Annotated in this window: 27 protein-coding genes and 1 tRNA gene; 16 read left to right on the plus strand and 12 right to left on the minus strand. The window is 64.3% G+C overall.

Going from position 1 to position 25222, the window contains the following annotated elements:
* The first annotated feature begins 77 nt into the window (after positions 1-77).
* From FXB41_RS03990 to FXB41_RS04020, 7 genes are all read left to right on the plus strand, one after another.
* On the plus strand, positions 78-854 hold the full coding sequence (locus tag FXB41_RS03990; protein WP_219679835.1) for an ABC transporter ATP-binding protein: 777 nt from the start codon (positions 78-80) through the stop codon (positions 852-854).
* A complete protein-coding gene (locus FXB41_RS03995; protein ID WP_219679838.1) occupies positions 851-1573 on the plus strand; it encodes an ABC transporter ATP-binding protein in 723 nt (240 codons plus the stop codon). Before FXB41_RS03990 ends, FXB41_RS03995 begins: the two co-directional genes overlap by 4 nt.
* Positions 1570-2580 (plus strand): branched-chain amino acid ABC transporter permease, encoded by a 1011-nt coding sequence (locus FXB41_RS04000; RefSeq protein WP_219679842.1) that lies wholly within the window; start codon positions 1570-1572, stop codon positions 2578-2580. The genes FXB41_RS03995 and FXB41_RS04000 overlap by 4 nt, the downstream gene beginning before the upstream one ends.
* Positions 2577-3662 carry a branched-chain amino acid ABC transporter permease gene (locus tag FXB41_RS04005; RefSeq protein ID WP_219679843.1) on the plus strand — a complete coding sequence of 362 codons (1086 nt, stop codon included), beginning with the start codon at positions 2577-2579 and terminating at the stop codon, positions 3660-3662. The genes FXB41_RS04000 and FXB41_RS04005 overlap by 4 nt, the downstream gene beginning before the upstream one ends.
* 136 nt (positions 3663-3798) lie before the next feature.
* The gene (locus FXB41_RS04010; protein ID WP_219679848.1) at positions 3799-6909 is read left to right on the plus strand and encodes a bifunctional diguanylate cyclase/phosphodiesterase; all 3111 of its coding nucleotides are present in this window, start codon (positions 3799-3801) and stop codon (positions 6907-6909) included.
* A 1-nt stretch (position 6910) separates the two neighbouring features.
* Entirely contained in the window at positions 6911-7966 is a 1056-nt protein-coding gene (locus tag FXB41_RS04015; protein WP_219679852.1) for a sensor domain-containing diguanylate cyclase, read from the plus strand.
* Between the two features lie 74 nt (positions 7967-8040).
* Positions 8041-8117: transfer RNA gene (locus FXB41_RS04020), tRNA-Arg, on the plus strand.
* A gap of 83 nt (positions 8118-8200) precedes the next feature.
* On the opposite strand, the gene FXB41_RS04025 is transcribed toward FXB41_RS04020, so the two are convergent.
* The gene (locus FXB41_RS04025; RefSeq protein WP_007598219.1) at positions 8201-8410 is read right to left on the minus strand and encodes a hypothetical protein; all 210 of its coding nucleotides are present in this window, start codon (positions 8408-8410) and stop codon (positions 8201-8203) included.
* A 167-nt stretch (positions 8411-8577) separates the two neighbouring features.
* Here FXB41_RS04025 and dinB point away from each other — a divergent pair, with 167 nt between their 5' ends.
* On the plus strand, positions 8578-9681 hold the full coding sequence (gene dinB / locus FXB41_RS04030) for a DNA polymerase IV (protein WP_219679857.1): 1104 nt from the start codon (positions 8578-8580) through the stop codon (positions 9679-9681).
* 115 nt (positions 9682-9796) lie between these two features.
* Here dinB and FXB41_RS04035 read toward each other — a convergent pair whose 3' ends face one another.
* Together FXB41_RS04035 and FXB41_RS04040 are read right to left on the minus strand one after the other, a co-directional pair.
* Positions 9797-10090: a hypothetical protein gene (locus tag FXB41_RS04035; protein WP_007598221.1), complete on the minus strand. Its 294-nt coding sequence runs from the start codon at positions 10088-10090 to the stop codon at positions 9797-9799.
* A 240-nt stretch (positions 10091-10330) separates the two neighbouring features.
* Positions 10331-11017 carry a DNA-3-methyladenine glycosylase I gene (locus FXB41_RS04040; RefSeq protein ID WP_219679860.1) on the minus strand — a complete coding sequence of 229 codons (687 nt, stop codon included), beginning with the start codon at positions 11015-11017 and terminating at the stop codon, positions 10331-10333.
* Between the two features lie 219 nt (positions 11018-11236).
* Here FXB41_RS04040 and FXB41_RS04045 point away from each other — a divergent pair, with 219 nt between their 5' ends.
* Positions 11237-12064, plus strand: coding sequence for a metallophosphoesterase family protein (locus tag FXB41_RS04045; RefSeq protein WP_219679862.1), 828 nt, complete (start codon positions 11237-11239; stop codon positions 12062-12064).
* Here the strand turns inward: FXB41_RS04045 and FXB41_RS04050 are convergent.
* The 5 genes from FXB41_RS04050 to FXB41_RS04070 form a co-directional block, all read right to left on the minus strand.
* Positions 12003-12488 (minus strand): Crp/Fnr family transcriptional regulator, encoded by a 486-nt coding sequence (locus FXB41_RS04050; protein ID WP_219679864.1) that lies wholly within the window; start codon positions 12486-12488, stop codon positions 12003-12005. The two genes, FXB41_RS04045 and FXB41_RS04050, sit on opposite strands and share 62 nt — an antisense overlap.
* Positions 12489-12545: 57 nt before the next feature.
* A complete protein-coding gene (locus FXB41_RS04055) occupies positions 12546-13094 on the minus strand; it encodes a GNAT family N-acetyltransferase (protein ID WP_219679867.1) in 549 nt (182 codons plus the stop codon).
* Between the two features lie 121 nt (positions 13095-13215).
* Complete coding sequence (locus tag FXB41_RS04060) at positions 13216-13956, minus strand: di-trans,poly-cis-decaprenylcistransferase (RefSeq protein ID WP_219679871.1); 741 nt, start codon at positions 13954-13956, stop codon at positions 13216-13218.
* A 31-nt stretch (positions 13957-13987) separates the two neighbouring features.
* Positions 13988-14362, minus strand: a complete 375-nt coding sequence (locus FXB41_RS04065) for a winged helix-turn-helix domain-containing protein (protein ID WP_007598229.1) — start codon at positions 14360-14362, stop codon at positions 13988-13990.
* Positions 14349-14966 (minus strand): hypothetical protein, encoded by a 618-nt coding sequence (locus FXB41_RS04070; protein WP_219679873.1) that lies wholly within the window; start codon positions 14964-14966, stop codon positions 14349-14351. Before FXB41_RS04070 ends, FXB41_RS04065 begins: the two co-directional genes overlap by 14 nt.
* Positions 14967-15168: 202 nt before the next feature.
* Here FXB41_RS04070 and FXB41_RS04075 point away from each other — a divergent pair, with 202 nt between their 5' ends.
* Positions 15169-16416 carry a S1C family serine protease gene (locus FXB41_RS04075; protein ID WP_007598231.1) on the plus strand — a complete coding sequence of 416 codons (1248 nt, stop codon included), beginning with the start codon at positions 15169-15171 and terminating at the stop codon, positions 16414-16416.
* A 76-nt stretch (positions 16417-16492) separates the two neighbouring features.
* Here the strand turns inward: FXB41_RS04075 and FXB41_RS04080 are convergent, their stop codons facing one another.
* Both FXB41_RS04080 and FXB41_RS04085 read right to left on the minus strand, forming a co-directional pair.
* Entirely contained in the window at positions 16493-16771 is a 279-nt protein-coding gene (locus FXB41_RS04080) for a DUF3551 domain-containing protein (protein ID WP_007598233.1), read from the minus strand.
* A 167-nt stretch (positions 16772-16938) separates the two neighbouring features.
* The gene (locus FXB41_RS04085) at positions 16939-17913 is read right to left on the minus strand and encodes a Bug family tripartite tricarboxylate transporter substrate binding protein (protein ID WP_007598234.1); all 975 of its coding nucleotides are present in this window, start codon (positions 17911-17913) and stop codon (positions 16939-16941) included.
* Positions 17914-18038: 125 nt separating this feature from the next.
* Here FXB41_RS04085 and FXB41_RS04090 point away from each other — a divergent pair, with 125 nt between their 5' ends.
* A complete protein-coding gene (locus FXB41_RS04090) occupies positions 18039-18458 on the plus strand; it encodes a VOC family protein (RefSeq protein WP_007598236.1) in 420 nt (139 codons plus the stop codon).
* 234 nt (positions 18459-18692) lie between these two features.
* A complete protein-coding gene (locus FXB41_RS04095) occupies positions 18693-20219 on the plus strand; it encodes an ATP-dependent acyl-CoA ligase (protein ID WP_219679876.1) in 1527 nt (508 codons plus the stop codon).
* 114 nt (positions 20220-20333) lie between these two features.
* On the opposite strand, the gene FXB41_RS04100 is transcribed toward FXB41_RS04095, so the two are convergent.
* Positions 20334-21428, minus strand: coding sequence for an HD-GYP domain-containing protein (locus tag FXB41_RS04100; protein ID WP_219679881.1), 1095 nt, complete (start codon positions 21426-21428; stop codon positions 20334-20336).
* Positions 21429-21783: 355 nt separating this feature from the next.
* Between FXB41_RS04100 and FXB41_RS04105 the strand changes: the two genes are divergently transcribed.
* From FXB41_RS04105 to FXB41_RS04120, 4 genes are all read left to right on the plus strand, one after another.
* On the plus strand, positions 21784-22548 hold the full coding sequence (locus tag FXB41_RS04105) for an alpha/beta fold hydrolase (protein ID WP_219679885.1): 765 nt from the start codon (positions 21784-21786) through the stop codon (positions 22546-22548).
* Positions 22549-22568: 20 nt separating this feature from the next.
* Positions 22569-22904 (plus strand): hypothetical protein, encoded by a 336-nt coding sequence (locus tag FXB41_RS04110; protein WP_219679890.1) that lies wholly within the window; start codon positions 22569-22571, stop codon positions 22902-22904.
* 182 nt (positions 22905-23086) lie between these two features.
* Positions 23087-23758 carry a dienelactone hydrolase family protein gene (locus FXB41_RS04115; RefSeq protein ID WP_007598249.1) on the plus strand — a complete coding sequence of 224 codons (672 nt, stop codon included), beginning with the start codon at positions 23087-23089 and terminating at the stop codon, positions 23756-23758.
* A 136-nt stretch (positions 23759-23894) separates the two neighbouring features.
* Positions 23895-24374 carry a hypothetical protein gene (locus FXB41_RS04120; RefSeq protein ID WP_007598251.1) on the plus strand — a complete coding sequence of 160 codons (480 nt, stop codon included), beginning with the start codon at positions 23895-23897 and terminating at the stop codon, positions 24372-24374.
* Positions 24375-24474: 100 nt separating this feature from the next.
* On the opposite strand, the gene FXB41_RS04125 is transcribed toward FXB41_RS04120, so the two are convergent.
* Entirely contained in the window at positions 24475-25221 is a 747-nt protein-coding gene (locus FXB41_RS04125) for a polysaccharide biosynthesis/export family protein (RefSeq protein WP_219679892.1), read from the minus strand.
* Between the last annotated feature and the right edge of the window lies 1 nt (position 25222).

A 25222-nucleotide genomic window follows, 5' to 3' on the forward strand; every position in this document is an offset into this window, starting at 1 on the left:
AGCCCTCCCCCGCAAGCGGGGGAGGGGGCCACCGTCGTCGCGGATATACTTCCAACCAAATCCGATCGAAAGTTTCGATGCCGCTCACCCTCGAAACCCGCGACCTCACCATCCGCTTCGGCGGCCATGTCGCGGTCAACAACGTCACCTGCAGCTTCCGGCCGGGCGAGCTCACCGCCATCGTCGGCCCGAACGGCGCCGGCAAGACCACTTATTTCAACCTGATCTCTGGCCAGCTCCGCGCATCGAGCGGCAGCATTCTGTTCGACGGCACCGACATCACCCAGCATTCCGCGCCGATGCGGACGCGCGCGGGCCTGGGGCGCGCCTTCCAGCTCACCAACCTCTTTCCGAATCTATCGGTGGAGGAAAACGTCCGCCTCGCCGTGCAGGCCGCTGACGGCACTCACTACGACATGCTGCGACCCTGGATGGTCCGCCGTGATCTGATTGCGCGCGCCGATACGATCCTGGATCAGGTCGCGCTCGGCGGCCGCCGCGGCGTCGCCGCCACCGCACTGTCGCATGGCGACCAACGCAAGCTCGAGGTCGCGCTGATGATGGCGCTCGAACCAAAGGTGTTCATGTTCGACGAGCCGACCGCAGGCATGAGCATCGACGAGGTGCCGGTCGTGCTGAACCTAATCGCGCAGCTCAAGCAGGACAAGAGCAGGATCATCCTCCTCGTCGAGCACAAGATGGACGTGGTGCGATCGCTCGCCGACCGCATCATCGTGCTGCATAACGGGCAGCTTGTTGCGGACGGCCCTCCGGCCGAGGTGATCGCATCACCGATCGTGCAGGAAGCCTATCTCGGCGTCGCGCCCAATAAAGTTGGAGGGAGCGCAGCATGACCGATCTGTTGAAGCTCTCCGGTGTGCACACTCATATCGGCCGCTATCACATCCTCCAGGGCATCGATCTCGCTGTCGCGCAGGGGCAGACAACGATGCTGCTCGGCCGCAACGGCGCCGGCAAGACCACGACGTTGCGCACCATCATGGGCCTCTGGCAGGCCTCCTCCGGCGAGATCAGACTCGCCGGCGAGCGCATCGAGAGCCGCGCGACGCCCGACATCGCGCGGCTCGGCGTCGGCTACGTGCCGGAGAGCATGGCGGTGTTTTCGGATCTCACGGTGAAGGAAAATCTGGTGCTGGCGGCGCGCGACGGGCCGCTCGACGACACCCAGCTCGACTGGATCTTCGGCTTCTTCCCCGCGCTGCGCCGGTTCTGGCTGTCGCGCGCGGGAAGTCTCTCGGGCGGACAGAAGCAGATGTTGTCGATTGCCCGCGCCATCATCGAACCGCGCAAGCTCCTGCTGATCGACGAGCCGACCAAGGGGCTGGCGCCCGCGATCGTGATGGCGCTGATCGAGTGTCTGAAGGAGATCAAGCGCAAGGGCGCTACCATCCTGATGGTCGAGCAGAATTTCTTTGCGGCCCGCGAGCTCGGCGACGACGTGCTGGTGATGGACAACGGCACCATCGTCCATCGCGGCGAGATGGCGGCCTTGGCGGCCGACGTGCCGCTGCAGGAGCGACTGCTCGGCCTGAGCCTGGAGACGCATCAATGACCGAGCTCGCCGCAACCGATCCGCTGCCGAAGCCCAAGCGCGACATCGCGCCGATCCTGCTGCCGATCGCGGTCGCCCTGGTGATGATTCCGCTGATCGGCTCGCCCAGCACCTGGCTGACGCTGACGGCCGCGAGCCTCGCGATGGGCATGATGATCTTCATCATGGCCTCCGGACTCACGCTCGTGTTCGGCCTGATGGACGTGCTCAATTTCGGCCATGGCGCCTTCATCGCGGTCGGGGCCTATGTCGCGACCCTGGTGCTGGCGCCGTTCGCGACCTCGCTCCAGGTGGATTCGCTGTGGATGAACCTCGCAGTGCTGGCGCCGGCGGCATTGCTGTCGATGGCGGTCTCCGGCGCGCTCGGCCTGATTGTCGAGCGGGTGCTGATCCTGCCCGTCTACGGCCAGCATCTGAAGCAGATCCTGATGACGACGGGCGGCCTGATCGTCGCCGAGCAGACGCTCTATGCGGTGTGGGGACCGCAGATCATCCCGACGCCGCTGCCGACGTCGCTGCGCGGCTCCTTCATCCTCGGCGACGTCGCGATCGCGAAATACCGCGTGCTGGCGACGCTGATCGGCCTTGCCGTCTTCATCGCGATTCAGCTCGTGCTCAACCGAACCAAGCTCGGGCTTCTGATCCGCGCCGGCGTCGAGAACCGCGAGATGGTCGAGGCGCTCGGCTATCGCATTCGCCGCCTGTTCCTCGGCGTGTTCATGACGGGATCAGCGCTGGCCGGCCTCGGCGGCGTGATGTGGGCACTGTATCGCGAGCAGGTCCACGCCTCCATGAGCGACGACCTCACCGTCTTGATCTTCATCGTCGTCATCATCGGCGGCCTCGGCTCGATCGGCGGCTGCTTCATCGGCGCGATCCTGGTGGCGATGATTGCCAATTACGGCGGCTTCCTGGTGCCGAAGCTCGCCCTCGTCTCCAACATCCTGCTGATGGTCGCCATTCTGATGTGGCGGCCGCGCGGCCTCTATGCGGTGACCAGCCGATGATGATCCTGTCAGGCGACCCGCCGCGCAACCGCATGCTCACGCTCGTTCTCGTCCTCATCATCCTGGCGCTGCTGGCGACGCCGTTCCTGTTCCCCGGGGCGAAGGCGCTGAACGTCGCGGCCAAGATCTGCGTCTTCGCCGCGCTGGTCGCCTCCTACGATCTGCTGCTCGGCTATACCGGCTCGGTGTCGTTCGCCCACACCATGTTCTACGGGATCGGCAGCTACGCGATCGCGATCGCGCTGTACGGGATGGGTCCGCATTGGGGCGCGGTTGCAACCGGCATCGTGGTCGGCCTGCCGCTTGCCGCGCTGCTTGCGCTTGCGATCGGGCTGTTCTCGCTGCGGGTGGCTGCGATCTTCTTTGCCATGATCACGCTCGCGGTCGCATCCGCCTTCCAGGTGCTGGCCTCGCAGCTGTCCTGGCTGACCGGCGGCGAGGACGGACGCAGCTTTCAGCTGCCCGAGCTGCTCAGGCCCGGCACGGTGCTGATCTCCAAGAACGTGCTCGGATTCGAGTTCAACGGCCGCATCCTGACGTACTATCTGGTGTTCGCCGTCTCGGCCCTGATGATCCTCGCTCTGCTGCGGGTGGTGAACTCGCCGTTCGGGCGCGTGCTGCAGGCGATCCGCGAGAACCGCTTCCGCGCCGAGGCGCTCGGCTTCCGCACCGTCTTCCACCTGAGCTACGCCAACTGCATCGCCGCACTGGTCGCCGCCGGCGCCGGCATTCTCAATGCACTGTGGCTGCGCTATGCCGGCCCCGATACCTCGCTCAGCTTCTCGATCATGCTGGACATCCTGCTGATGGTCGTGATCGGCGGCATGGGCACGATCTACGGCGCGATCATCGGCGCCACCATCTTCATCCTCGCCCAGAACTATCTGCAGTCGCTGATGGGCGTCGCCTCCAAGGCGGCGTCGGAAGCCGGCCTGCCGCTGCTGCCGGGGCTGTTGCATCCCGACCGCTGGCTGCTGTGGCTCGGGCTGCTGTTCATCGCCAGCGTCTACTTCTTCCCGACGGGCGTGGTCGGGCGGCTGCGTAATCTCGGCAGCGACAAGAGCGCGGGCAGCTCGCATTAACGCGCGATTCATGATGCAGCGCGGCGGCTCGCTGGACACGACTGCGATCACGCAACGAGATTAACGCTCAGGTAACTGGCTTTCCTAAGCTTTACGCCATTTGTGTGCTGTATTCCTGTCCCTCCAGGGAGGGGGAATGCGCCAGGTCTTTGCAGGAATTGCAGCCGGAATGTTCCTAGCCGCGAAGCACGGCTGGGAGGCAGCCATTCGGCGCGGACCGGTGCTGTGGCTCACTTTGTGCGGCGTGTTGCTGGTCGCGGGGATCTTCGCGGTGACCGCCATGGCCGTCGGCGAATTTCGCGAACGCACCCTGGCCAATCGCGAGCGCGAGCTGGAAAATACGGTGCAGCTGATCGCGCGGCACTTCGATCAGCAATTCGAGGATTCCGACATCGTCGCCGCCGATGTGATCGGGCAGATGAACCTGCCGGAGATCAGTTCGGCCGCGATGTTCCGCGAGCGCATGTCCGGACCCGCGACGAACCAGATGCTGCGGAGCAAGATCGGCCCGGTGTCCTACCTCGGCGACATCGCGATCTACGATGCCGACGGCGAACTGATCAACTGGTCGCGGCCCCAGCCGCTGCCCAAGATCAACATCTCCTCACGCGCCTATTTTCAGACCTTCAAATCGAATCCGATGGCCGAACCGGTGGCGCTGGAGTCGGTCCGCAGCTTCATCATCGGAAAATGGACCACGATTGTCGCGCGTCGGCTGAGCGGCGCGGACGGCAGCTTCCTCGGCACGATGGTCCGCCGGATCGATCCGGACAGCTACCAGAACTATTTCGCGTCCGTTGCGCTTGCGGAGGGCACGGCGATCTCGCTGTTCGACCGCAATGGCAAGATGCTGTCGCGCTACCCGCATGTCGAAGAGCTGATCGGCAGGGACTTCAAGGACGCACCGCTGATGCGCAAGATGCTGGCCGAAGGTGGCCGGCACACCCTGCGCGTCAGGGGCCCGATCGACGGCGACGAGCGCCTCGGCTCCGGGGCCTCGCTGTCGCATTTCCCGCTGGTCATCGTCGCGACCAACACCACGAGAGCCGCGCTGGCCGACTGGCGGCAGCAGACCGGTTTCATGGTCACCACCGCCGCGCTTTCGGCCACCGTGATTGCGCTGATCCTGTTCCTGATCGTTCGCCAGATCAACCGGCAGAACCGTGAGGCGCAGCAACGGCTGGAAGCGGAGCGCGGGCGGCTCGACACCGCCTTGAACAACATGTCGCAAGGGTTGATCCTGTACGATGCCGCCGGCTACATCGTCACCTGCAACCGCCGCTACGCCGATATGTTCGGCCTCTCTCACGATGTCATCAAGCCCGGCTGTCACATCCGCGAGGCGATGTATCATCGCAAGGAGCGCGGCGCGTTCGAAGGCGATGTCGAGGCATTTTGCGCCGACGTCATGAGGATCGTCGCGGAGGGCACGGTCTCCACGAGAAGCCATCACTTGCCGAGTGGCCGAGCTTTCCAGGTCATCAACACTCCGCTCGCGCAGGGCGGATGGGTGGCCACGATCGAAGACATCACCGAGCGGCGCAAGCTGGAGCAGGAACGCGACCGCAACTACATGTTCCTGCGCGAGATCATCGACCACATCCCGTCGCAGATCACCGTGAAGGATGCTCAAACGCGGCAATATCTGCTGGTCAACCGGACCGCCGAAGAGCAATTCGGCCAATCGAGTGAAAACATCGTTGGCAAGACTCCCTTCGACATATACCCGGATGCCTCCGCCCGAGTCGTCACCGACGATGACAGCAAGGCGCTGAAGTCGGGCGAGAGATTGTTCAAGGACGAGCATGCCTGGCAGAGCCAGGCCAAGGGGATGCGCTACATCACCTCGACCCGGATCGGAATCCGCGACGAATCCGGCGAGCCGCGTTACCTCATCAACGTCGTCGAAGATGTCACCGAACGGCGGCGCGCCGACGAGAAGATCGCGCATATGGCGCATTACGATGCGCTGACCGACCTGCCCAACCGGGCGCTGTTCCGCGAGCAGATCGAGCGCGAACTGGAGAAGGTCGGCGGCGGCAGCCAGTTTGCGCTGCTCTATATCGACGTCGACGAGTTCAAGGGCATCAACGATTCGCTCGGTCATCACGTCGGCGACGAGCTGTTGAAGGGAATCGCGGCCCGCATCCGCAGCTGCCTCGGACCGGGCGACCTGATCGCGCGGCTCGGCGGCGACGAATTCGCGGTGATCCAGACCGGGATCAAATCATCCGCCGACGTGGTGTCATTCGTGACGCAGATCTTCGAGGCGATCCGCCGGCCCTATCACTGCTTCGGTCATCAGCTCTCCACCGACGCCAGCATCGGCATCGCCATGGCACCGCAGGACGGCACCGATCTCGACCAGCTCATCAAGAATGCCGATCTCGCGATGTACGGCGCCAAGGCCGAAGGACGCCGCACTCACCGTTTCTTCGAGCCGGAGATGGATGCGAGCGCCAAGGCGCGCCTGAGCCTGGAGCAGGATTTGCGCCAAGCCCTGGTGAACGGCGGCTTCGAGATTCACTATCAGCCGCTGGTCGACCTGCGCACCAACGAAGTCTCGGGATGCGAGGCGCTGCTGCGCTGGCGGCATCCCGAGCGCGGCATGGTGTCGCCGGCGGAGTTCATCCCGATTGCCGAGGACACCGGCTTGATCAACGAGCTCGGCGACTGGGTGCTGCGCATGGCCTGCAACGAGGCCGCGACCTGGCCGGCGCATGTGCGTGTCGCGGTCAACGTCTCGCCGGTGCAGCTCAAATGCGAGACGCTGGCACTGCGGATCGCCGGCGCCCTCGCCGATTCCGGACTTGCCCCGTGCCGGCTCGAGCTAGAGATCACCGAGGCCGTGCTGATCCGCGACGACGAGGCGGCGCTCTCGATCCTGCACCAGCTCCGCGCCATCGGCGTGCGCATCGCGCTCGACGATTTCGGCACCGGCTACTCCTCACTCAGCTATCTCAAGCGCTTCCCTTTCGACAAGATCAAGATCGACCGCTGCTTCGTCGCTGATATCGCCGAGACGAGCGGCGCGCCCGTGATCGTGCAGGCGGTGGTGAACATCGCCGCCGCCAGCAACATGACCACGGTCGCGGAGGGCGTCGAGACCGAGGCGCAGCGCGAGATGCTGCGTGCGCTCGGCTGCACGGAGATGCAGGGCTATCTCTTCAGCAGACCGAAGCCGGCCAGCGAAGTGCGAAAGCTGTTCGGCCCAAACCATGCCTTGCCGGTGGCGGCGGTGGCCTGACATGGCGAAGCCGGGGAAAACGTCAGCCAAGACGGTCGACGTTGCGGATTCCTACGCCGTGCGGCTGATGCAGCATCTGGTGGTGCCGACCTTCGTGGTCGACCCGAAACGCCGCGTCGTGATCTGGAACAGAGCCTGCGAGCGGCTGACCGGCGTTGCCGCCTCCGAGGTGATCGGCACCAATAAACACTGGCAGGCCTTCTACGAGACCAGGCGCCCTTGCCTTGCCGACCTCGTCGCGCTCGACCGCCCGGAGCAGCTGCCGGAGTTCTATTCCGAATATGCCGCGCGCGGCCATAACGGGCTCGGCTTCAGCGCCGAAAACTGGTGCGTGATGCCGAAGCTCGGCAGCCAGCTCTATCTCGCCATCGACGCCGGCCCCATCCACGACGAGGCCGGCCATCTGATCGCGGTGGTGGAGACTTTGCGCGACCTTACCGACCAGAAGCGCGCCGAGATGGCCCTGAAGGAGCTCGCCACCAAGGACGGGCTGACCGGCCTGTCGAACCGCCGTGCGTTCGACCAGATGCTGATGAGCGAATGGGGCCGCGCCCAGCGGACGCAGAAGCCGATGGCGCTGCTGTTCGTCGATGTCGATCATTTCAAGCTGTTCAACGACCGCCACGGCCATCAGAGCGGCGACGAATGCCTGCGCGCGGTCGCCGCCGTCGTCAGCCGGCATGCCGTGCGCCCGCTCGATCTCGCCAGCCGCTATGGCGGCGAGGAATTCGCGTTGATCCTGCCGGACATGGATTGCGGTGCCGCCTGCGTCATCGCCGACGAGATCCGCTGCGCCGTGATGGCCTTGCGGATCACCCATGGCGCCACCGGGGCCGGTGACCACGTCACCCTCAGCGTCGGCGTCGCCAGCCACATTCCCGGCGAAACCGACGGCAGCCCCGACCGTCTGCTGGCCGCGGCCGACGAGGCGCTTTATGCGGCCAAACGGCTCGGCCGCAACCGGATCATCTGCGCCGAACGGCTGCTCGCCGAGTTCGCCAAGCTCGGGCGGGACGGCGTGCCGGTTCCGGGCCGCGTCGCCAGAAAATCAGCCTAGCCCGAATCAGCCTGGCAGGAGACGGCGGAAGCGGTTGCCCGGCCCCCGCCAATCGGCTAAATGAACCTCGACTAGCACCCGTAGCTCAGCTGGATAGAGCGTTGCCCTCCGAAGGCAAAGGTCACACGTTCGAATCGTGTCGGGTGCGCCAGTCTCTTCCAGTCCGCGCTGGAGCCCCCACCCGAGTGGCCTTGTTACCGCCCGCGCTCAAGTCATCGCCGGCTCAGCGCAAGCTCAATTCAGCATCGAGATGATCGCCTGGACCTGGTCGGAAGCCGACGTGACCAGTCCGTCGTACGACGTCTGGCCGTGTGCGGCCGCCTTCAGGATGCATTCGGCTACGGCCGCTTTCAGACCGAAGACCGACTGATCGGGCGGCACGCTCGCCATCACGGCCTCCAGCGCCTGACGCATGGTTCGAATGAGTTCGGAGCTGTATTGCATGGACTGTCCTCCGGCGGCTCATATTAGAGCGCATGCCCATGCTTGCCACTCACAAGCCTGAGATTGCTTTTTGATGGACTGGTACATCCCGCAGCGGCGGCCAGCCTGTGTCGACCGCTGAATCACATCACCTCGCGCTTCTCATCGCTCAATTGTATCATCTTGCCATGAGCGAATCCGACACGGTGACCGGCGAGACCTCGCCCGTCCGCAAGATCATCCATATCGACATGGATGCCTTCTACGCGTCCGTGGAACAACGCGATCATCTGGAGCTGCGCGGAAAGCCGGTCGCGGTCGGAGGCTCCGCGGAACGTGGCGTCGTCGCCGCCGCCAGCTATGAGGCCCGCGAGTTCGGCGTTCGCTCCGCCATGCCGTCCGTGACGGCGAAGCGACAATGTCCCGATCTGATCTTCGTCAAGCCGCGCTTCGAGGTCTACAAGGCGATCTCCAGGCAGATCCGCGACATCTTCGCGGAGCATACTCCGATCATCGAGCCGTTGTCGCTCGACGAGGCCTATCTCGACGTGACCGAAAACCTGCAAGGCATTCCGCTGGCACGCGACATTGCACTCAAGATCCGCGAGAGGATCAAGGCCGAGACGGGTCTCAACGCGTCGGCCGGCATCTCCTACAACAAGTTCCTGGCCAAGCTCGCCTCCGATCATCGCAAGCCCAACGGTCAGTTCGTGATCTCACCGGAGATGGGACCCGCCTTCGTCGAGACGCTGCCCGTCGGCAAATTCCATGGGATAGGCCCGGCCACGGGCGCGAAGATGAACGCGCTCGGCATGTTCACCGGTCTCGATATTCGTCGTCAGACGCTGGAGTTCATGAATGCGAATTTCGGCAAGTCGGGCGCCTATTACTACTGGATCTCGCGCGGTGTCGACGAACGGCCGGTCCGGGCCAACCGGGTCCGCAAGTCCATCGGCGCGGAGACCACGTTCTCAAGCGATCTCACCGAATTCGACACGCTGGTCGCCGAGCTCAAGCCGCTCGTCGACAAGGTGTGGCGCCATTGCGAGGCGACGGGCAGCCGCGGCCGCACCGTCACCTTGAAGATCAAGTTTGCCGATTTCGAGATCATCACGCGCAGCAGGTCCGCTCTTTCGCCGGTTGCAGGCCGGGACGATCTTGAGCGGCTGGCTTGCGGTCTGCTCGAAGGCGAGACGCCGCTGCCGAAGAGCGTCAGGCTCCTAGGAGTCTCGCTGTCTTCCCTCCAGGCCGGGGACGATGCGGAGCCGCCGCAACTGACTCTCGGCATCTGAACCAAACTGACGGGCTTTCCGCGGACGCAGACAGCCACGTAGAGCGCGCTCGCCACGCGAATCTACGGTGGCGGGTTTTCAGACTCGCCACCGAAGGTCGATCCCCTGGGCCCGATCAATGCCTCACGTGCTCGAACACCACGATCACGCCGGTCGGCTCGGGCTCGTGCGCCATCAGGCGTGTCAGCTCGGAATCGCCCCAATCGGCGAGGCTGACGACTTCGCCGCTCTGGCGCTCGGTGCCGGGGGGCGCCGTGGGCTCGACGACCTTCAGCCCTGTCTCATCGACGAAGAAAGTGTGTTCGCCGAACATGCTGTTGAGCTGCGGCATGGCGGGATGCTCGTCGGGCAGCACCTGAGCGCCGAGCTGGTTGACGGTCTGCTTCACCTGTTCGGATGTGAGCTTCATGAGCTGCTCCGTTTCTGTCACGTCGGTTTCATTGAGCTGAGCCAGACCGGGCGTTCCCTGCGCCGATGTTCGCCTGGCCTATCTCCCGAACAGGTGCTCCGCACAAATGTTCCCGAAAAATGCATTTCGTGATCACGGGTTGCGCCCTGCCGCGCTTGCGGCACGAGATCGCCACAGGACGCACATGATTCGGCGTCCCCAGAGCCGAATCCAAGAGCCAAATTCCAAGAGCCGAATTCGCTACTCGCTTCTGTTCTCGCCGACGGACAGCGCGCAGATGCGTGACAGATATGTGTAGGACAGCCCGGTCTCCTCGGCCCAGGCGTTGAACTGCGCCTGTACCTTGGCGAGATCGCTCTTCGACTTGACCTCTTCGGCAATGTCGAGACCCGCATCGCGCAGGCAGGCCACGACGTCCCTGGACGTCACAAAGCCGTCCCAGCCGACGAACCGCAGCAGCATCTGGCCGGTATTGCCACCCAACCGGCTGCCGCGCTTGCTCAGGAGATCGAGCAGGCCGATCTGGTCGGATGGCGGCCACTTCGCCAGAAACCTGCCGAAGCTGCCGTGCTCTCTTGCGATCTCCTGGACGAAGGCCGCGTTGTCGCGCACCGACATGATCTTGGCACCGTTGCGCACGATGCGCGCGTTGCGCAGCAGGCCCTCCCAATAATCCTCCGGCTGGAAGGTGAGCTTGGCCGGCTGGAAACGCAGGAAGGCCTCTTCAAACCCGTCCCATTTCGTCTCGATCACGCTCCAGGCAAAGCCCGCGCAAAACACACGCTTCGTCATCTCGGCGAGGATGCGATCGTCACCGCGTTTGGCGAGGCCCTTCAGGTCGGGCTTTTCGGGCATCAGCTTTTCCAGCGCCTTGGCCCCGCCCTTGCGTTTTTCGGCGCGCGCACGAATGGTCTTGAAGGAGGTCATGGGGAGACGAGCTGTTGGGGACACGAGCTGTTGAGGATACGCCACGACATCAGAATTCGATGATCCGGTCCAGCCCGGCGACGCTTCGATACTTGCAGCCGCGGATGCGCCGCAGCATACTGCCCGCGTTGAATTGGCGAGAGACGCGGCTGGTCTGCTTCTTGCGTTCAGATATTTTGCAATCCCGAGCATTTTTGACGTCTCACCCCTGGATTTCCAATGCGCTGTCTGGTCGTGGCCGACCTGCACTATTCGCTGCCTCAGCTCGACTGGCTCGTCAGCGCCGCTCCGCAATTCGACCTCGTGATCTTCGCCGGCGATGCGCTCGACATCGGCTCGATGGTGGATTTTCGCGCGCAGATCGTGGTGGTGAAGAAGTACCTCGCGCTGCTCGCAGCGAAGACCCGCGTGATCCTCTGCTCCGGCAATCACGATCTCGACGAGCGCAATGCGGAAGGCGAAAAGATCTCGCGCTGGATCTCGGAGGTGCGCGAGTTGGGCATTGCCTGCGACGGCGACGGCCTCACCGTCGGCGACACGCTGTTCACGGTGTGCCCATGGTGGGATGGGCCTCTAGTCAAGCAACGCCTCGTCGCGCAGCTCGGCGCGGCCGCGGCCGGCCGGCCACGGCGCTGGATCTGGATCCATCATGCGCCGCCGGCGGATTCACCGACGAGCTGGGGCGGCAAACGCTTCTTCGGCGACGTCGAGCTGGTGCAATGGATCATGCAGTATCAGCCCTCGATGGTGATCTCGGGGCATGTGCATCAATCGCCGTTCATTACCGATGGTTCCTGGTTCGACCGGCTCGGCCAGACCTGGGTGTTCAACGCGGGCCTGCAGCCGGGCCGACCGCCAACGTATATCGTGCTGGACCTCGATGCGGACAGGGCGTTCTGGCTTGCGGCCGGCGAGGCGCAATGGATCGATCTTGGCGCGCCGCTAAAGCGGCCCGCCGCTCCGATCGAGGCGCCGCCCGACTGGCTCACATTCTTGGATTGGATTGCCGATCCGAGCCTGGCGAGACCTCGAGCGGTGGCAGGTTGATCATGCTCTGGAGCACCTCGCCGACCATGGCCAGATGGGTGCCATGGCCGGCATATTGCTGCTTGAGATCGGCGAGATAGGTGTTGGCGATATTGAGCCGCTGCGCCAGCATCTTGGCGATCAGAAGCGCCACGCCCGCCTCCTGCTTGAGGAACGAGGCGGCATCCTCGAATTCGTAGACGACGGAATCAGAGCAGGCCCGTACGGTCGCAGTGTGCGGCTGCCCCAGCAGCACCGACATTTCGCCCAGCACCGCGCCGGGCTCGGCCACCGTGGCGACCACCATCTCGCCCTTGAGCACTTCGAGCTTGCCCTGCATCAGCACATAGAGATGACCGGTGGTGCCGCCCTCGGCCACGATAGTCGTGCCGGCCGCAACCTGCCGCTCCGTCCCACCGGTGCAATAATCCAGAACTGCACGCATCCGACCAAGCTCCCGTCGCAGGGAGATACTAGGGCACGATCGGCGTCGCGCGCTTGCTCAAATTTGTGGCAAGCCCCGCACCCGCGACAGATGCTTCGCAAGATGGACTGACTGCCAGTCTCCGAGACCAGTGTCCTCGAACCCTGCCTTTTTCGCAAGGCCGCGCATCTCCGCGTTCACACGCGCGGTCTCGGCCGCAATCATCTCGTGACCGAGATCGCTCGCGTGCTTCTCCATGGCTGTCATCATGCGGAGGCCGACGCCCTTGCGCTGAAAGACATCGGCAACGGAGATGGCGAAATCACCATGCCGTGCAGCCGCATCGTAGGCGTATCTGGTTTCGCCGATGATCGTGCCTTGCCCTTCGTGCCTGATCTCGGCGAGCAGGGTGAAATGACCGGGATGGCTGATCCTGGCGACGCATTCGGCCGCGACCATTGCAAAGTCCGCCCGCGCGCCCATGAAGCGCTTGTTGCGCGATGTCGTGGAGAGGCTCGTGAAATAGATCGAGAGGCCCTCGACATCGAACGCGCTGGCCGGCCTGATACGGCCCGTGGCGTTCGCTTCGGCGGACTCGACGATGGCATCCAGCAATAAGCGTAACATGCGCGAGGCTCTCGGCAGGTTGCATCGAATGCAGACCTAGCCGAGACCACGCGCTGACCGCTTGGACGGTGCTGCCAATCTTGCGGCCGAAAACGAACAGTTCGTTCCTCGGTGCCGAGCGTCACACGCGAGAGAGTGAAGGCACCTCCTCCGGCACGATCGCCTGCAGGCCGCCGAAGCGACGCTCGCGGCCGTGGAAGGAGGCCAGGGCCGCGGCGAGATCGCTTGCGTCGAATTCGGGCCACATCCGCTCGGTGAAGTGCAGCTCGGCATAGGCACCTTCCCAGAGCAGGAAGTCCGACAGCCGTTTCTCACCCGAGGTGCGGATGATGAGGTCGACGTCGCGCAAACCGGCCTCGCCCGTGACGAGCTGCGAAAACGCCTCGCGGGTGAGACTGGTCAGCGCCGCTGCCTTCGCCGCCGCGTTGAGAATGGCGTCGCGAGCGGAATAGTCGACGGCGATGCGCAGATGAAGCGTGCTGCCGTGCGCGGTGGCATCTTCGGCACGCGCAATCCCATTGGCAATGCCGTCGGGCAAGCGGTCGCGACGGCCGATCACGGTGAGGCGAACGCCGTTCTTGACCAGGCTCTGCACCTCGTTGGCGAGATAGAAGCGCAGAAGCGTCATCAGCGCGGCGACCTCGGCCTTCGGCCTCCGCCAATTGTCGGTGGAGAAGGCGTAGAGCGTCAGCGTGCCGATGCCCTGCTTGGGCGCGGCTTCGACGATGCGGCGGATCGTCTCGACGCCGGCCTCATGGCCGCGCAGGCGCGACAGGCCGCGCCGCGTCGCCCATCTGCCGTTGCCGTCCATGATGATGCCGACGTGAAGCTTCTCGTTGCGGGACACAAGGTCACTTTGCATTGCAAAGTCTCCGGTCAAAAAAGGGGGAGGATCAGGTCGAGACGATACCGAGGCGGCCGAGCGGTGCCGCTTCGCGGCCGGCAGCCTTGGCGGCGTCGCGCACCAGGCGTTCGAGCACGGCGAGATAGTCGAGGAAGCGGCGGCGGCCGGCCTTGGTCAGGCGGCAGGTCGTGTGCGGGCGATTGCCCTCATAGCCCTTGGTCACCTCGACGAGGCCGGCTTCCTGGAGCACGGCGAGATGCCGGCTAAGATTGCCGTCGGTGAGGCCGCAGAGCTGCTTGAGATCGGCGAACGCCAGACCCTTCGGATGCGCCATCAGCGAGGTCAGAAGTCCGAGCCTCGCCTTCTCGTGGATCACGCGGTCCAGTCCTTCATAAGAGAAGGGTGCGCTGTCAGTCTTCGACATCATGGTCTCCGGATGCGAAATGCAGAATGCCCGCCATCACCGACTGCCCGATTACGAACGGCAGGCCCATGGTCCAGGGCGACAGCGTATGGGTTTGGCTCGCGAGCACCACCACCGCAAAACCGGACATGAAATACCATGCGCCGGCGAGCGCCACGGTGCGTGGCAGCGAACGGACGGAGGCGAAAATGCCGAGCGACACCAGGATCTGCCACAAGCCTGGCAGCAGCCACAGCGTTTCGCCCGCAAACTTCCACATCACCACCGCAAGCAGCACACCGGCAACGCCTGCAGGCAGGAACTGCTCGACGGCCTGGTGGATCATCGCATCGGCGAGGCCCGAATGATGGCGGCGCGAACGTGCGCGCATCTCGATGCCGATGATCAGGCCGGAGAGTGCGGCGGCAATGAACCAGCCGAAGAAGAAGCCGAGCGGCTCGCCGGTGGGATCGCCGAGCAGCCAGAATTGCAGGATCGCGGTGAGAAGCGCGACCGCGCCGGTCGCAGCCATCGTGGCCGGGCCGTAGCCGCGGAACGCCGTGCCGGCCGCAATCTGGCTGCGGATCGCCACAATGTCGGCCAGTGCCTTGTCGAGATCGCGCATTGGCAACGCCAAAACCTCGTACCGCCCATGCTTGCCGGGACTATCAATCCCGGTACTTTGTACCGCAAAGTATATCGGATCGCAAAGTAAAGGCAAGCCCGAACGTCGTCTCTTAATACTGGTTGCTCGCCAGACAACTGCCGGTTGCGCGACACCTCCTCCCGCAGATAAGATGCGCGCGAATGCGTTCTGGGGGAAAAGTATGTGGCTTAAGTCATTCATCGTTGCGTCTTTATTGCAGCTGAGCGTCGTCATCGCCGCGCATGCGGCCGGGCCGTTCGGCAGCGTCAAAATCGGCAACTGGGTCGGCGGTGCGTTCAGCAACGACGAAACGGGAGCCTTCTCGCATTGTGCCGCGACGGCGCCTTATGCCAACGGAGTCATTCTCGTCGTCGGCCAGAATTCTGGGGGCTCGTGGATATTGAGCTTTGCGAGTCCCAGCTACCGCTTCACCAAGGGCGAGAACACCGCGATCGACGTCATCTTTGACGGACAGGAGCAGGCCAGACTGTTCGCCACGGCCAACCAGACGAACATGCTCAGCTCCGTCATGCCTGCGAACGTGGTCCGAACGTTTCAGAAGGCGAGCCTGATGGTCGCGACGAGCGGCCGCACAGTGCTGAATTTCGACCTGACCTCGGCCGGGCCCGTGATTGCGGCATTGGCCAATTGCGTCACCAAGGTCAAAGCCGACGGGCTGAGCAAGGCCGGCGATTTCACAAAGGTTGCCGCCAAGCCGCAGGCCACGCCGGACAAGCAGGCACCGCCAGCCAACGGCAGCAAACCTGCCAGAGCCAAGAGCGGCACCGGCTTTGTCGTGAGCGCCGGCGGACACATCGTCACCAACAACCATGTCATCGATGGCTGCGTCGGCGACATCAAGGGCAATCTCACCGGCGACGCCTCGATGGTGCTGCGCGTCGTGTCGAGCGATGCCAACAACGATCTCGCTCTGTTGCAGGCGCCGTCGACGACCACGTTCAAGGAGTTCGCTCGAATCCGCGACCGCTCGATCCGCTCCGGCGATTCCGTCGTCGCGATCGGCTTTCCGTTCCATGGGCTGCTGACTTCCGATTTCACCGTGACGACTGGCATCGTCAGCTCGCTCAGCGGCATGCGCAACGATTCGCGTTTCCTGCAAATCAGTGCGCCGGTGCAGCCCGGCAATAGCGGCGGCCCGCTGTTCGACACCGCCGGGCAGATCGTCGGCGTCGTTACAGGAAAGCTGGACGGGTTACGGGTCGCCGCTGCGACCGGCAACATCCCCGAGAACATCAACTTCGCGATCAAGACCGGCGCGCTGCGCGACTTCCTCGACAACTCCGTGGTGCCCTACCAGACTGCCGAACCGAAGGGCGAGATCAAGACCACCGACATCGCCGGCAATGCGCGGCCCTATACGATGCTGATCTCGTGCAACGGCACGGAGCAGGCTGAGGCGAAGCGGTAGCGGCAACGCAGGCGGCGTCTGCGCGGCCGCGGATGGCGCGAACGCGATCCGGGCTACCAGTCAAACCGAGAGTTCCTTAATACGGCGCCACGGGCCGCGTGCGCCGCGACTGCCGCGGTTGCGGCAGGGACGATTGACCGTAGGCGACGAGCGGGTTGGGCCCGCAGGCCATGAGCCGGCCCGACACACTGGCCTGACATTGTCCATAGGTGCTGTAGGTGCAATCGCCGGGATACTCGTACCCGCCGCCCTGGGCACACCAGGGATAGTCGTGCGCCGCTGCCGGCGTGACGGCGGAGAAGCCGGCAAGGAGTGTCGCGCCGAGGCCCAGCAGTGCCAATTGCGTCTTGCGCATGATCCCAACTCCTATCCTCACAGCGCGAGATACGCGCCATATAACATCAGGTTTCGCCACGCCGTTTTATTCCAGATCGACGGGCGCAGACACGCAAGAAACATTGACACGCAAGAAAAAAGCCCTGCCGAACGGGCAGGGCTCTGATCTCGGACATCACAAGATCGCTACTCGACCTTCAGGCCGGCGAACTCGACGACCTTCTTCCATTTCTCGGTCTCGGCCTTGATCTCCTCGCCGAACGCCTCGGGCGTCTGCGCCCGCGGCTCGCCGCCGAGCTCGACCAGGCGCTTGGCCATGTCCGGCTCCTTTATCAGCGTGTTGATCTCGCTGTTGAGCTTGGCGATGATCTCCTTGGGCGTGTTCTTCGGCGCCCCCATGCCGAACAGCGCGCTCGCCTCGTAATCCTTCACGGTCTCGCCGATCGCCGGCACGTCGGGCAGCTGCGGCGAGCGCTCCGCCGTGGTGACGCCGATGGCGCGGAGCGAGCCGGACCGGATGTGCTGGATGATCGAGGGCATGTTGTCGAAGATCACCTGCACCTGGCCGCCGAGCATGTCGGTGATCGCCGGCGCGGCGCCGCGATAGGGCACGTGCTGCATCTTGCAGCCCGTCAGCGCCATGAACATCTCGCCGGACAGATGCACCGAGGTGCCGTTGCCCGAGGAGGCCATGTTGACCTTGCCGGGATTGGCCTTCACGTAGTCGATGAACTCGGCGACGGTCTTGGCCGGCACGTCCTTGTTGACGGTCATCACGTTCGGCACGCGCTGGAACGAGGCGACCGGCGCGATGTCGCGCACGAAGTTGAACTTCAGGTTGGTGTAGAGCGAGGCGTTGATGTAATTGGCCGGATTGACCAGTTGCAACGTGTAGCCGTCGGGCTCGGCGTTGACGACCGATTCGGTCGCGATATTGTTGCCGGCACCCGGCTTGTTCTCGATCACGAATTGCTGGCCGAACTTCTCCGACAGCCGCTGACCGATCAGCCGCGCCAGGATGTCGGTCGCCCCGCCCGGCGGATAGCCGACCACCCATTTCACCGGGTGGGTCGGGTAATCGGCGGCAAGGGCCTTCGACAGCGGGCTGGCTGCAAGCGGACTGGCGGCGAGCAGGCTCAGCGCGGTACGGCGAGTGATCATTTCAAGGGTTCTCCCAACGTGTTGTTCTTGAAGCCAGACAGCTTGAAAATGGCGTCGGCGCGGTTGTAACAAAGCTTGCCGCAGGCGGAAAGTGCACGGGGCGCATCACGACGAAAGGATAAGGCATGGCGATCAAGGTCGAAGCCCTCGATCATCTCGTGATCAATGTCGCGGACGTCGCAGTGACCGCCGAGTGGTACGGCAAGATTCTCGGCATGGAAGTCAAGGTGTTCGACCCCGGCGGCGGCAAAGCGCCGCGGACTTCTCTTCAATTCGGTAACCAGAAGATCAACGTCCGGCCGCGCGATGCCGACAAGGTGGAGTGGTTCACCGCGGACCACCAGACCGCCGGCAGCGAGGATCTGTGCTTCCTCACCTCAGCAAGCCCCGACGAGGTGGTGGCGCATTTGAAGGCACATGGCGTCGCGATCGAACAAGGCCCGGTTCTCAAGCAGGGCGCCCGCGGCACGCTGCGCTCGGTCTATTGCAGGGATCCGGATGGCAGCCTGATCGAAATTTCGTCATACGAGGACGGCGGCCGGTAAGGCCAAGCCGCCTGCCCCACGCACCGTCATTGCAAGGAGCCCTGCGACGAAGCAATCCAGACTCTCTCCGGGGAGGGATTCTGGATTGCTTCGCTACGCTCGCAAGACGGCCGAAAGAGCAGGAAGACGCAATCATCAAAACGCAGCCGCGAGCAAGATGCAGGCTGCACGGGAGGACATATGCCGAATTCGTAAGCCGCCGCCGGAACCGTCGGCCCATTCGACGGGCTCGACGTGCCCTGGCTGCTGAAGATGGGGGCCGAGGTGCGCAGCTCACATCCGTTCCTGATCTGGGCGCCGTTCGACGCGCCCGCGCGGCGCTGGAGCTATGGCGAGTTTCACGAGCGGGTCGGCGCGCTCGCGGCGGGACTGGCGAAGCGCGGCGTGAAGCCGGGCGAATATGTGCTCATCCATCTCGACAATTGCATCGAGGCGCTGCTGTCCTGGTTCGCCTGTGTCGAGTTGGGCGCGATCGCGGTGACCACCAACACGCGCTCGGCACCGGCCGAGCTCGACTATTTTGCCGATCATTGCGGCGCGGTCGCCGCGATCACGCAGCCGGCCTATGCCGAGATCGTCGCGCAGAACTGCCGCAACATCCGCTGGATGGCGGTGACCTCGCATGATTCCGGCACGGCGCCCGCAAAATCGGTCTCGCGCGGCGATAGTTTCGAATCGCTGTTCGCCGACAGCGCCGACCGTCCCAGGCGTGCGACCGATCCGCTCGCGCCGTGCAGCGTGCAATACACCTCGGGCACGACATCGCGCCCCAAGGCGGTGCTGTGGACCCACGCCAACGCGCTGTGGGGCGCCAAGATCAACGCCGCGCATGAGGGCCTGCACGCCGGCGACGTGCACCAGGCCTATCTGCCGCTGTTCCACACCAACGCGCTGGCCTATTCGATGTTGGCGACGCTATGGGTCGGTGCCACCTGCGTGATCCAGCCGCGCTTTTCCGCCAGCCGGTTCTGGGGCGCCGCGCGCGAGCACGGGTCGACCTGGACTTCGACGATTCCGTTCTGCATGAAGGCGCTGCTCGAGCAGGAGATCCCGAGGGATCACAAATTCCGCCTGTGGGGCACCGCGATCAACGAACCGCCGGCCTTCGCCGCCTTCGGCGTCAAGATCATCGGCTGGTGGGGCATGACAGAGACCATCACCCACGGCATCGTCGGCGAGATCGACCAGCCCAACATCCCGATGTCGATCGGCCGCGCCGCGAGCGAATACCAGATCCGCATCACCGACGATGACGGACGGGCGACCGAGGTCGGCGACACCGGCAACCTCTCGATCAAGGGCATTGTCGGCCTGTCGTTGTTCGCCGAATATCTGCACAACGAGAAGGCGACGCGCGAGTGCTTTGACGAGCACGGCTTCTTCCTCACCGGTGATCGCGTGGTGCGGCTGGAGAACGGCTATATTCGCTTCGGGGATCGCAGCAAGGACATGCTCAAGGTCGGCGGCGAGAACGTCGCGGCGTCCGAGATCGAGCAGGTGATCGCAATGGTCCCCGGCGTGCGCGAGGCCGCCGTGGTGGCGAAGACGCATCCGATGCTGGACGAGGTGCCGGTCGTCTTCATCATCCCGCGGGGCGGCGTCACCGCTGCGCGGCCCGATCTGCATGACAACGTGATGGCTGCCTGCCGCAAGAGCCTCGCCGACTTCAAGGTGCCGCGCGAGATCCGCTTTGTCGACGACATGCCGCGCTCGACGCTGGAGAAGGTGGCGAAGGCGGAGCTGAGGAAGATGGTGGGGTGAGGCGTAAAGTAGGGTGGGTTAGCCGAAGGCGTAACCCACCAACTTCGTCCGGCAAATGTGGAAGCATGGTGGGTTACGCTACGCTAACCCACCCTACGGCTACGACACGGGAGCTCAGAACGACCCCAGCGCCACCGGGCGGAACGCCTGCAATAGCTGCTGGTCCAGCTTGCCGCTCATGCCTTCCATCATCGTGAACGCGCGCGAGTGGGTGAAGGGCATGCGATAGGCGCGCTTCTCCACGAGTGCCGCGTAGATGTCGACGATGGTCGTGACCCGCACGATATCGCTGATCTGGTTCGACGAGAGATTGTTGGGATAGCCGGAGCCGTCGAGGAATTCGTGGTGATGCAGCACAACGTCCAGCATCTCCGGCGGGAAGCCGCCTTGAGCTGCGAGCGCGTCATAGCCGCGGCGCGGATGCTGGCGGACTTCGGCCATCTCCTCGTCGGTGAGCTTGCCGGGCTTGTCGAGCAGCGCGGAGGGAACGAAGGCCTTGCCGACGTCGTGCAGCAGCGCGGCACGAGTCAGCCGGCGCTGGTCGTCCTCGCGCATGCCGAGATGCTGGGCAAAGGAGACCGCAAATCCGGTCACGAACAGGCAGTGCCGATAGCTGCCGACATGGTGGCAGCCCACCGTGGTGAGCCACTCGCGCAGCGAGGAGTGCTTGATCGCCTTCAGGATCTTGCTCTCGGCGGCGATGACGTCGTCGAAGGTCAGGGGCACGCCGAGCGGCAGCTTCTCGAACATCTTCTTCAGCACCGCATGCGCGGCCTCGACGCCGCGGTTGAGCGTCTTGCCGTGATCGGTGGCGTCATAGACGGCGGTGTCGGGGAAGGCTGCGCGGATGCGCTGCAGGATGTCCTCGGGCTGAAGCGGCCGCGAGATGGTGTCGGTGGCGCCCAGCGCCCAGGCCTGCATGGTGCCGTGATGCAGGGCGTCCGCAAGCACGAACAGACGAGGCATCGAACGATAGGCATCGCCGCGCAGCTTGTTGCGCACCCGTTGCACGCTCTCGGGCGAGCGCAGATTGATGTCGACCACGAGGCCGGAGAGATCGCGCGAGGGCTGCTCGGGGAGTTCCTGCGTCGTCACTGTCGCAACGTCGCCGACGGCCTTGAGGATGCTGGCGAGTTCGCTGCTCTCGTCGCTCCGGTCGGAGGCGAGCAGGAGCCGGCGTTTGGCGGCGGGTTTGGCTGAGGCGTTCATGGCTTCCCCAAGAGCACGGGCGTGTTTCGGGCAGAAGCCTAAGCCGGATCAGGTTCTCCGGCCCTTAAGAGGCGTGCTCAATGGAGCCTTCCGGAATTGAGTGCAATTTTAGGGATCTCGGGTTCCATGGCAGGAATGGCGCAAAAAGGGCGAAAACAACCCCATGCACAGTAGGCGGGCCATTGATGACAAAGGGGAATTTCTCCGTCATGGCCGCCTGAAAATGCAAACTAATTCGCCGGAGGTTGACCTCCGGCGGATCATCTTGTTCAGCACGCTAGCCTTACGTCTTCATCACGCCCTTCACGGCTTCGGCGTCGTGAGAGAGAATAAGAAAACAAAAAGGGTGGAAACAATGCCGAGGATCGATCGAGACGGCGTCGGAATCTATTACGAGATCCATGGCGAAGGCCCGCCGCTGCTGCTGACTCACGGTTACTCATCGACCTCGGCGATGTGGCATGGGCAGGTCGAGGCGCTTGCCAGGGACCACAAGCTGATCTTGTGGGACATGCGCGGTCACGGCCAGTCCGATTATCCCGACGATCCCGCCGCCTACAGCGAAGCGCTCACGGTCGGCGACATCGCGGCGATCCTGGATGCGGTCGGCACTGAGCGCGCCATCATCGGCGGGCTGTCGCTCGGCGGCTATATGTCGCTTGCCTTCGCTCGCGCGCATCCAATGCGCGTTCGCGCGCTGCTGATCATCGACACCGGACCGGGATTCAAGAAGGACGATGCACGCGAGGCCTGGAACGCGCGGGCGCTCGCCACTGCCGACAAGCTCGATCGCGAAGGGCTCGACGTGCTGAAGACGGCGACGCGCGAGCGCGCCACCGCGAGCCATCGCAATGCCAGGGGATTGGCGCTCGCCGCACGCGGCATGCTGACCCAGCGCGATGCGAAGGTGATCGAGCTGCTGCCGGAGATCAACGTGCCCAGCCTGATCGTGGTCGGTACCGACGACACGCCGTTCCTCGCTGCGTCGGAGTACATGGCCGCGAAAATTCCCGGCGCACAAAAGGTCGTGATCCCCGCCGCCGGACACGCCGTCAACATCGACCAGCCCAAGGCTTTTGTTGACGCGGTGCTGCCTTTCCTGAAGAAATTGCCGGGATAGGTCGGACAGGAACACAGGCAATGAAGCGAGCGATGTTGGCTGCGGGCGCGGTGTTGCTGTCGGTATCCGCGCAGGCCGAGCAATTCGGCGGGACACCGATCCGCCTGCCATTCGTGGCGACGTTGTCGAACAACACACCGCTCGCCTTCGGCATGGATGCGGGGCAAACCGCGCGCGCCCTCGGCCAGCCTCTGCAATATGTGCGCGGACGCCCCGGCAACGAGATCTATCTCGCGCTTCGCAACATCGGCGGCAGCGGACTGATCTCCAACCGTCACCGCCTGTTCCTGCAGTTCCGTCATGGCCGGCTGGCGGGATGGAAGGAGGATTACGGCGAGAACTGGATGTGGGAGTGAGGTGGGCGCGCAACCGCCTCCCCTCATCCTGAGGAGCTTGCAAAGCAAGCGTCTCGAAGGATGAAGGCCCCGCTGCTGCATCTCGGCCTCTATCCTTCGAGACGCGCGCGAAGAGCGCGCTCCTCAGGATGAGGAGAGAGAGCGGAGTTCGTGATCGACGATCAACAAGAAGGACAACCCGCGTGGGACAAGACATCAGACTGACCGCCTCCGATAATTTCCAGCTCGGCGCCTATCGCGCTGATCCCGCAGGCCCCCCGAAGGGCGCGGTGGTGGTGATCCAGGAGATTTTTGGGGTCAACCATCACATCCGCTCGGTCTGCGATCGCCTCGCCGGGGAAGGCTATGTCGCGATCGCGCCGTCGATCTTCGACCGGACCTCGCCGGGCTTCCAGTCGGGCTACACGCCTGACGAGATCGCCGAAGCGCGCAAATTCGTCGCCAATCCCGACTGGGACGCGATGCTGCGCGACACGCAAGCCGCGATCGATGCGGTGAAGAGCGTCGGCCCGGTCGGCATCATCGGCTTTTGCCTGGGCGGCAGCGTCGCCTTCGTCGCGGCGACGCGGCTGTCGGGCCTGAAGGCCGCGATCGGCTATTACGGCGGCGCCGTCGTGCGCTTTGCCGACGAAACACCAAAAGTTCCGACACAGCTGCATTTTGGCGAAAAGGATGCCGGCATTCCCCTGACCGACGTCGAGACCATCAAGACGAAGCGGCCGGACGTGGAAATCTTCGTCTATCCGGGCGCGCAGCACGGCTTCCATTGCGACGAGCGGGCGAGCTACGACAAGGCCAGCGCCGACATCGCCTGGCCGCGCAGCATGGAATTTTTCGCGAAGCATTTGCGATAGCGCGGCTGATCTCTCCACCGTCATTCCGGGCTCGCGCTCCGGAATGACGAGGGCGGAGAGCAGGAATCGGGTGGCTGCATCCTGCCGGGCGGCGATAGAGCTGGCTGATCAAGCCAACTCACGCCGGGAGATCGTGATGCAGCAGGCCAATACGAACATCGTCATCCGCAATCCGTTCGGCACCATGGACGTTCCCGGTCCTGACGATCGCGAGGTCATGGACTATGCCGCAACCGCCTTACTTTCGGGCGATGCGGCCGACGTCAACGCGGCGCATTGGGCAGACATTCAGGCGCCGTCCGATCCTCTGGAAGGCCCGTGGGCCAGCCGCTGGAATGGCGGCGCCGATCCGACCATCGCCGGCGATACGCCGGAGACGTGGAAAGACGGGCGCGCGGAGGTGCGGGTCGCAGGCGGACGCATCTATCTGCGCTTCGATTGGGATCACGGCCGACGGCACGGGCTGATCGATGCTGCGCGCGAGGGCGCGCGCCTGGTCGGGAAATACATCAACCTAACCAATCCCGCGATCACGCGGCCATGGATCGGGCGCGTGGTCGATGCCGCGCGCATCGATGGATGTTTTCCGAACGGGCGGCTGGATTTCAGAAGGTGAGCTAGAGCTTCGGTTCTGATTGCATCAGAACCGAGGCTCTAGATTCTTTTTTGACGCGTTTTCTTCACGCGAACCGGTATCCACTTCGCTCGAAAACGCTCTAGAACCAGCGCTCGCCGACGAACACGGTGTCGCCGGGGCTCAAGGGGGTGCCGAGCGGCACCACGGCGCGCATGGCGCCGCCGGCTTCGGTATGCGTGACGGTGACCACATCGCGCTTGGCGCGTGGCGAGAAGCCGCCCGCGATTGCCACGGCGCTTTCGACCGTCATGTTCGGCACGTACGGATACTGGCCGGGCGCGGAGACTTCGCCGAGAATGAAGAACGGGCGATAGGCCTCGATCTCGACGGCGACCGAGGGCTCGCGGATGTAACCGTTGCGCAGCCGTGCGGCGATCTCGCCGGCCAGACCCGCCGGCGTGCGGCCGCGTGCCGGCACGCCGCCGATCAGCGGCATCGTGATGGAACCGCCGGCGTCGATCGCGTAGCTGTTGGTGAGACCTTCCTGGCCGTAGACCACGACGCGCAGCCTGTCGCCGGCGTCGAGATGGTAGGAGGAATCGTAGCGGACCGGCGCCGCCATCGGCGCGGCATAACCGACCGGCATGGGCGCGGGCGAAGAGGCAAAGGAATTGCGCAACGCCCCGATGGCGCCGCCACCGTCGCCGACGACGACCGGCTGAGGCGCGTAATAGGGCTGGCCATAGGCCATGGAGTCGAGATCGGCGCGCGGCTGCATCACCGCGACGGGGCCGGCGGTCTGCATGCAGCCGCCAAGGCTAAGCGCGGCGGACGCTGCCAGGGACGCTGCCAAGATCGACCATCGAAACGCGCGTGCAACCGGCACC

Origin of the sequence: Bradyrhizobium canariense (genome assembly GCF_019402665.1) — a bacterium.
Taxonomy (GTDB): Bacteria; Pseudomonadota; Alphaproteobacteria; order Rhizobiales; family Xanthobacteraceae; genus Bradyrhizobium; species Bradyrhizobium canariense.

Bases quoted from the DNA above. Each gene is read 5' to 3' on its own strand.
- FXB41_RS04000 (WP_219679842.1), top strand. From the start codon at position 1,570: ATGACCGAGCTCGCCGCAACCGATCCGCTGCCGAAGCCCAAGCGCGAC.
- FXB41_RS04050 (WP_219679864.1), bottom strand. From the start codon at position 12,488: ATGCGTGCAGTTCTGGATTATTGCACCGGTGGGACGGAGCGGCAGGTT.
- FXB41_RS04005 (WP_219679843.1), top strand. From the start codon at position 2,577: ATGATGATCCTGTCAGGCGACCCGCCGCGCAACCGCATGCTCACGCTC.
- FXB41_RS04085 (WP_007598234.1), bottom strand. From the start codon at position 17,913: ATGATCACTCGCCGTACCGCGCTGAGCCTGCTCGCCGCCAGTCCGCTT.
- FXB41_RS04055 (WP_219679867.1), bottom strand. From the start codon at position 13,094: ATGTTACGCTTATTGCTGGATGCCATCGTCGAGTCCGCCGAAGCGAAC.
- FXB41_RS04110 (WP_219679890.1), top strand. From the start codon at position 22,569: ATGAAGCGAGCGATGTTGGCTGCGGGCGCGGTGTTGCTGTCGGTATCC.
- FXB41_RS04060 (WP_219679871.1), bottom strand. From the start codon at position 13,956: ATGCAAAGTGACCTTGTGTCCCGCAACGAGAAGCTTCACGTCGGCATC.
- FXB41_RS04025 (WP_007598219.1), bottom strand. From the start codon at position 8,410: ATGCAATACAGCTCCGAACTCATTCGAACCATGCGTCAGGCGCTGGAG.
- FXB41_RS04065 (WP_007598229.1), bottom strand. From the start codon at position 14,362: ATGTCGAAGACTGACAGCGCACCCTTCTCTTATGAAGGACTGGACCGC.
- FXB41_RS04070 (WP_219679873.1), bottom strand. From the start codon at position 14,966: ATGCGCGATCTCGACAAGGCACTGGCCGACATTGTGGCGATCCGCAGC.
- FXB41_RS03995 (WP_219679838.1), top strand. From the start codon at position 851: ATGACCGATCTGTTGAAGCTCTCCGGTGTGCACACTCATATCGGCCGC.
- FXB41_RS04015 (WP_219679852.1), top strand. From the start codon at position 6,911: ATGGCGAAGCCGGGGAAAACGTCAGCCAAGACGGTCGACGTTGCGGAT.
- dinB (WP_219679857.1), top strand. From the start codon at position 8,578: ATGAGCGAATCCGACACGGTGACCGGCGAGACCTCGCCCGTCCGCAAG.
- FXB41_RS04075 (WP_007598231.1), top strand. From the start codon at position 15,169: ATGTGGCTTAAGTCATTCATCGTTGCGTCTTTATTGCAGCTGAGCGTC.
- FXB41_RS04105 (WP_219679885.1), top strand. From the start codon at position 21,784: ATGCCGAGGATCGATCGAGACGGCGTCGGAATCTATTACGAGATCCAT.
- FXB41_RS03990 (WP_219679835.1), top strand. From the start codon at position 78: ATGCCGCTCACCCTCGAAACCCGCGACCTCACCATCCGCTTCGGCGGC.
- FXB41_RS04035 (WP_007598221.1), bottom strand. From the start codon at position 10,090: ATGAAGCTCACATCCGAACAGGTGAAGCAGACCGTCAACCAGCTCGGC.
- FXB41_RS04040 (WP_219679860.1), bottom strand. From the start codon at position 11,017: ATGACCTCCTTCAAGACCATTCGTGCGCGCGCCGAAAAACGCAAGGGC.
- FXB41_RS04120 (WP_007598251.1), top strand. From the start codon at position 23,895: ATGCAGCAGGCCAATACGAACATCGTCATCCGCAATCCGTTCGGCACC.
- FXB41_RS04010 (WP_219679848.1), top strand. From the start codon at position 3,799: ATGCGCCAGGTCTTTGCAGGAATTGCAGCCGGAATGTTCCTAGCCGCG.
- FXB41_RS04090 (WP_007598236.1), top strand. From the start codon at position 18,039: ATGGCGATCAAGGTCGAAGCCCTCGATCATCTCGTGATCAATGTCGCG.
- FXB41_RS04100 (WP_219679881.1), bottom strand. From the start codon at position 21,428: ATGAACGCCTCAGCCAAACCCGCCGCCAAACGCCGGCTCCTGCTCGCC.
- FXB41_RS04080 (WP_007598233.1), bottom strand. From the start codon at position 16,771: ATGCGCAAGACGCAATTGGCACTGCTGGGCCTCGGCGCGACACTCCTT.
- FXB41_RS04045 (WP_219679862.1), top strand. From the start codon at position 11,237: ATGCGCTGTCTGGTCGTGGCCGACCTGCACTATTCGCTGCCTCAGCTC.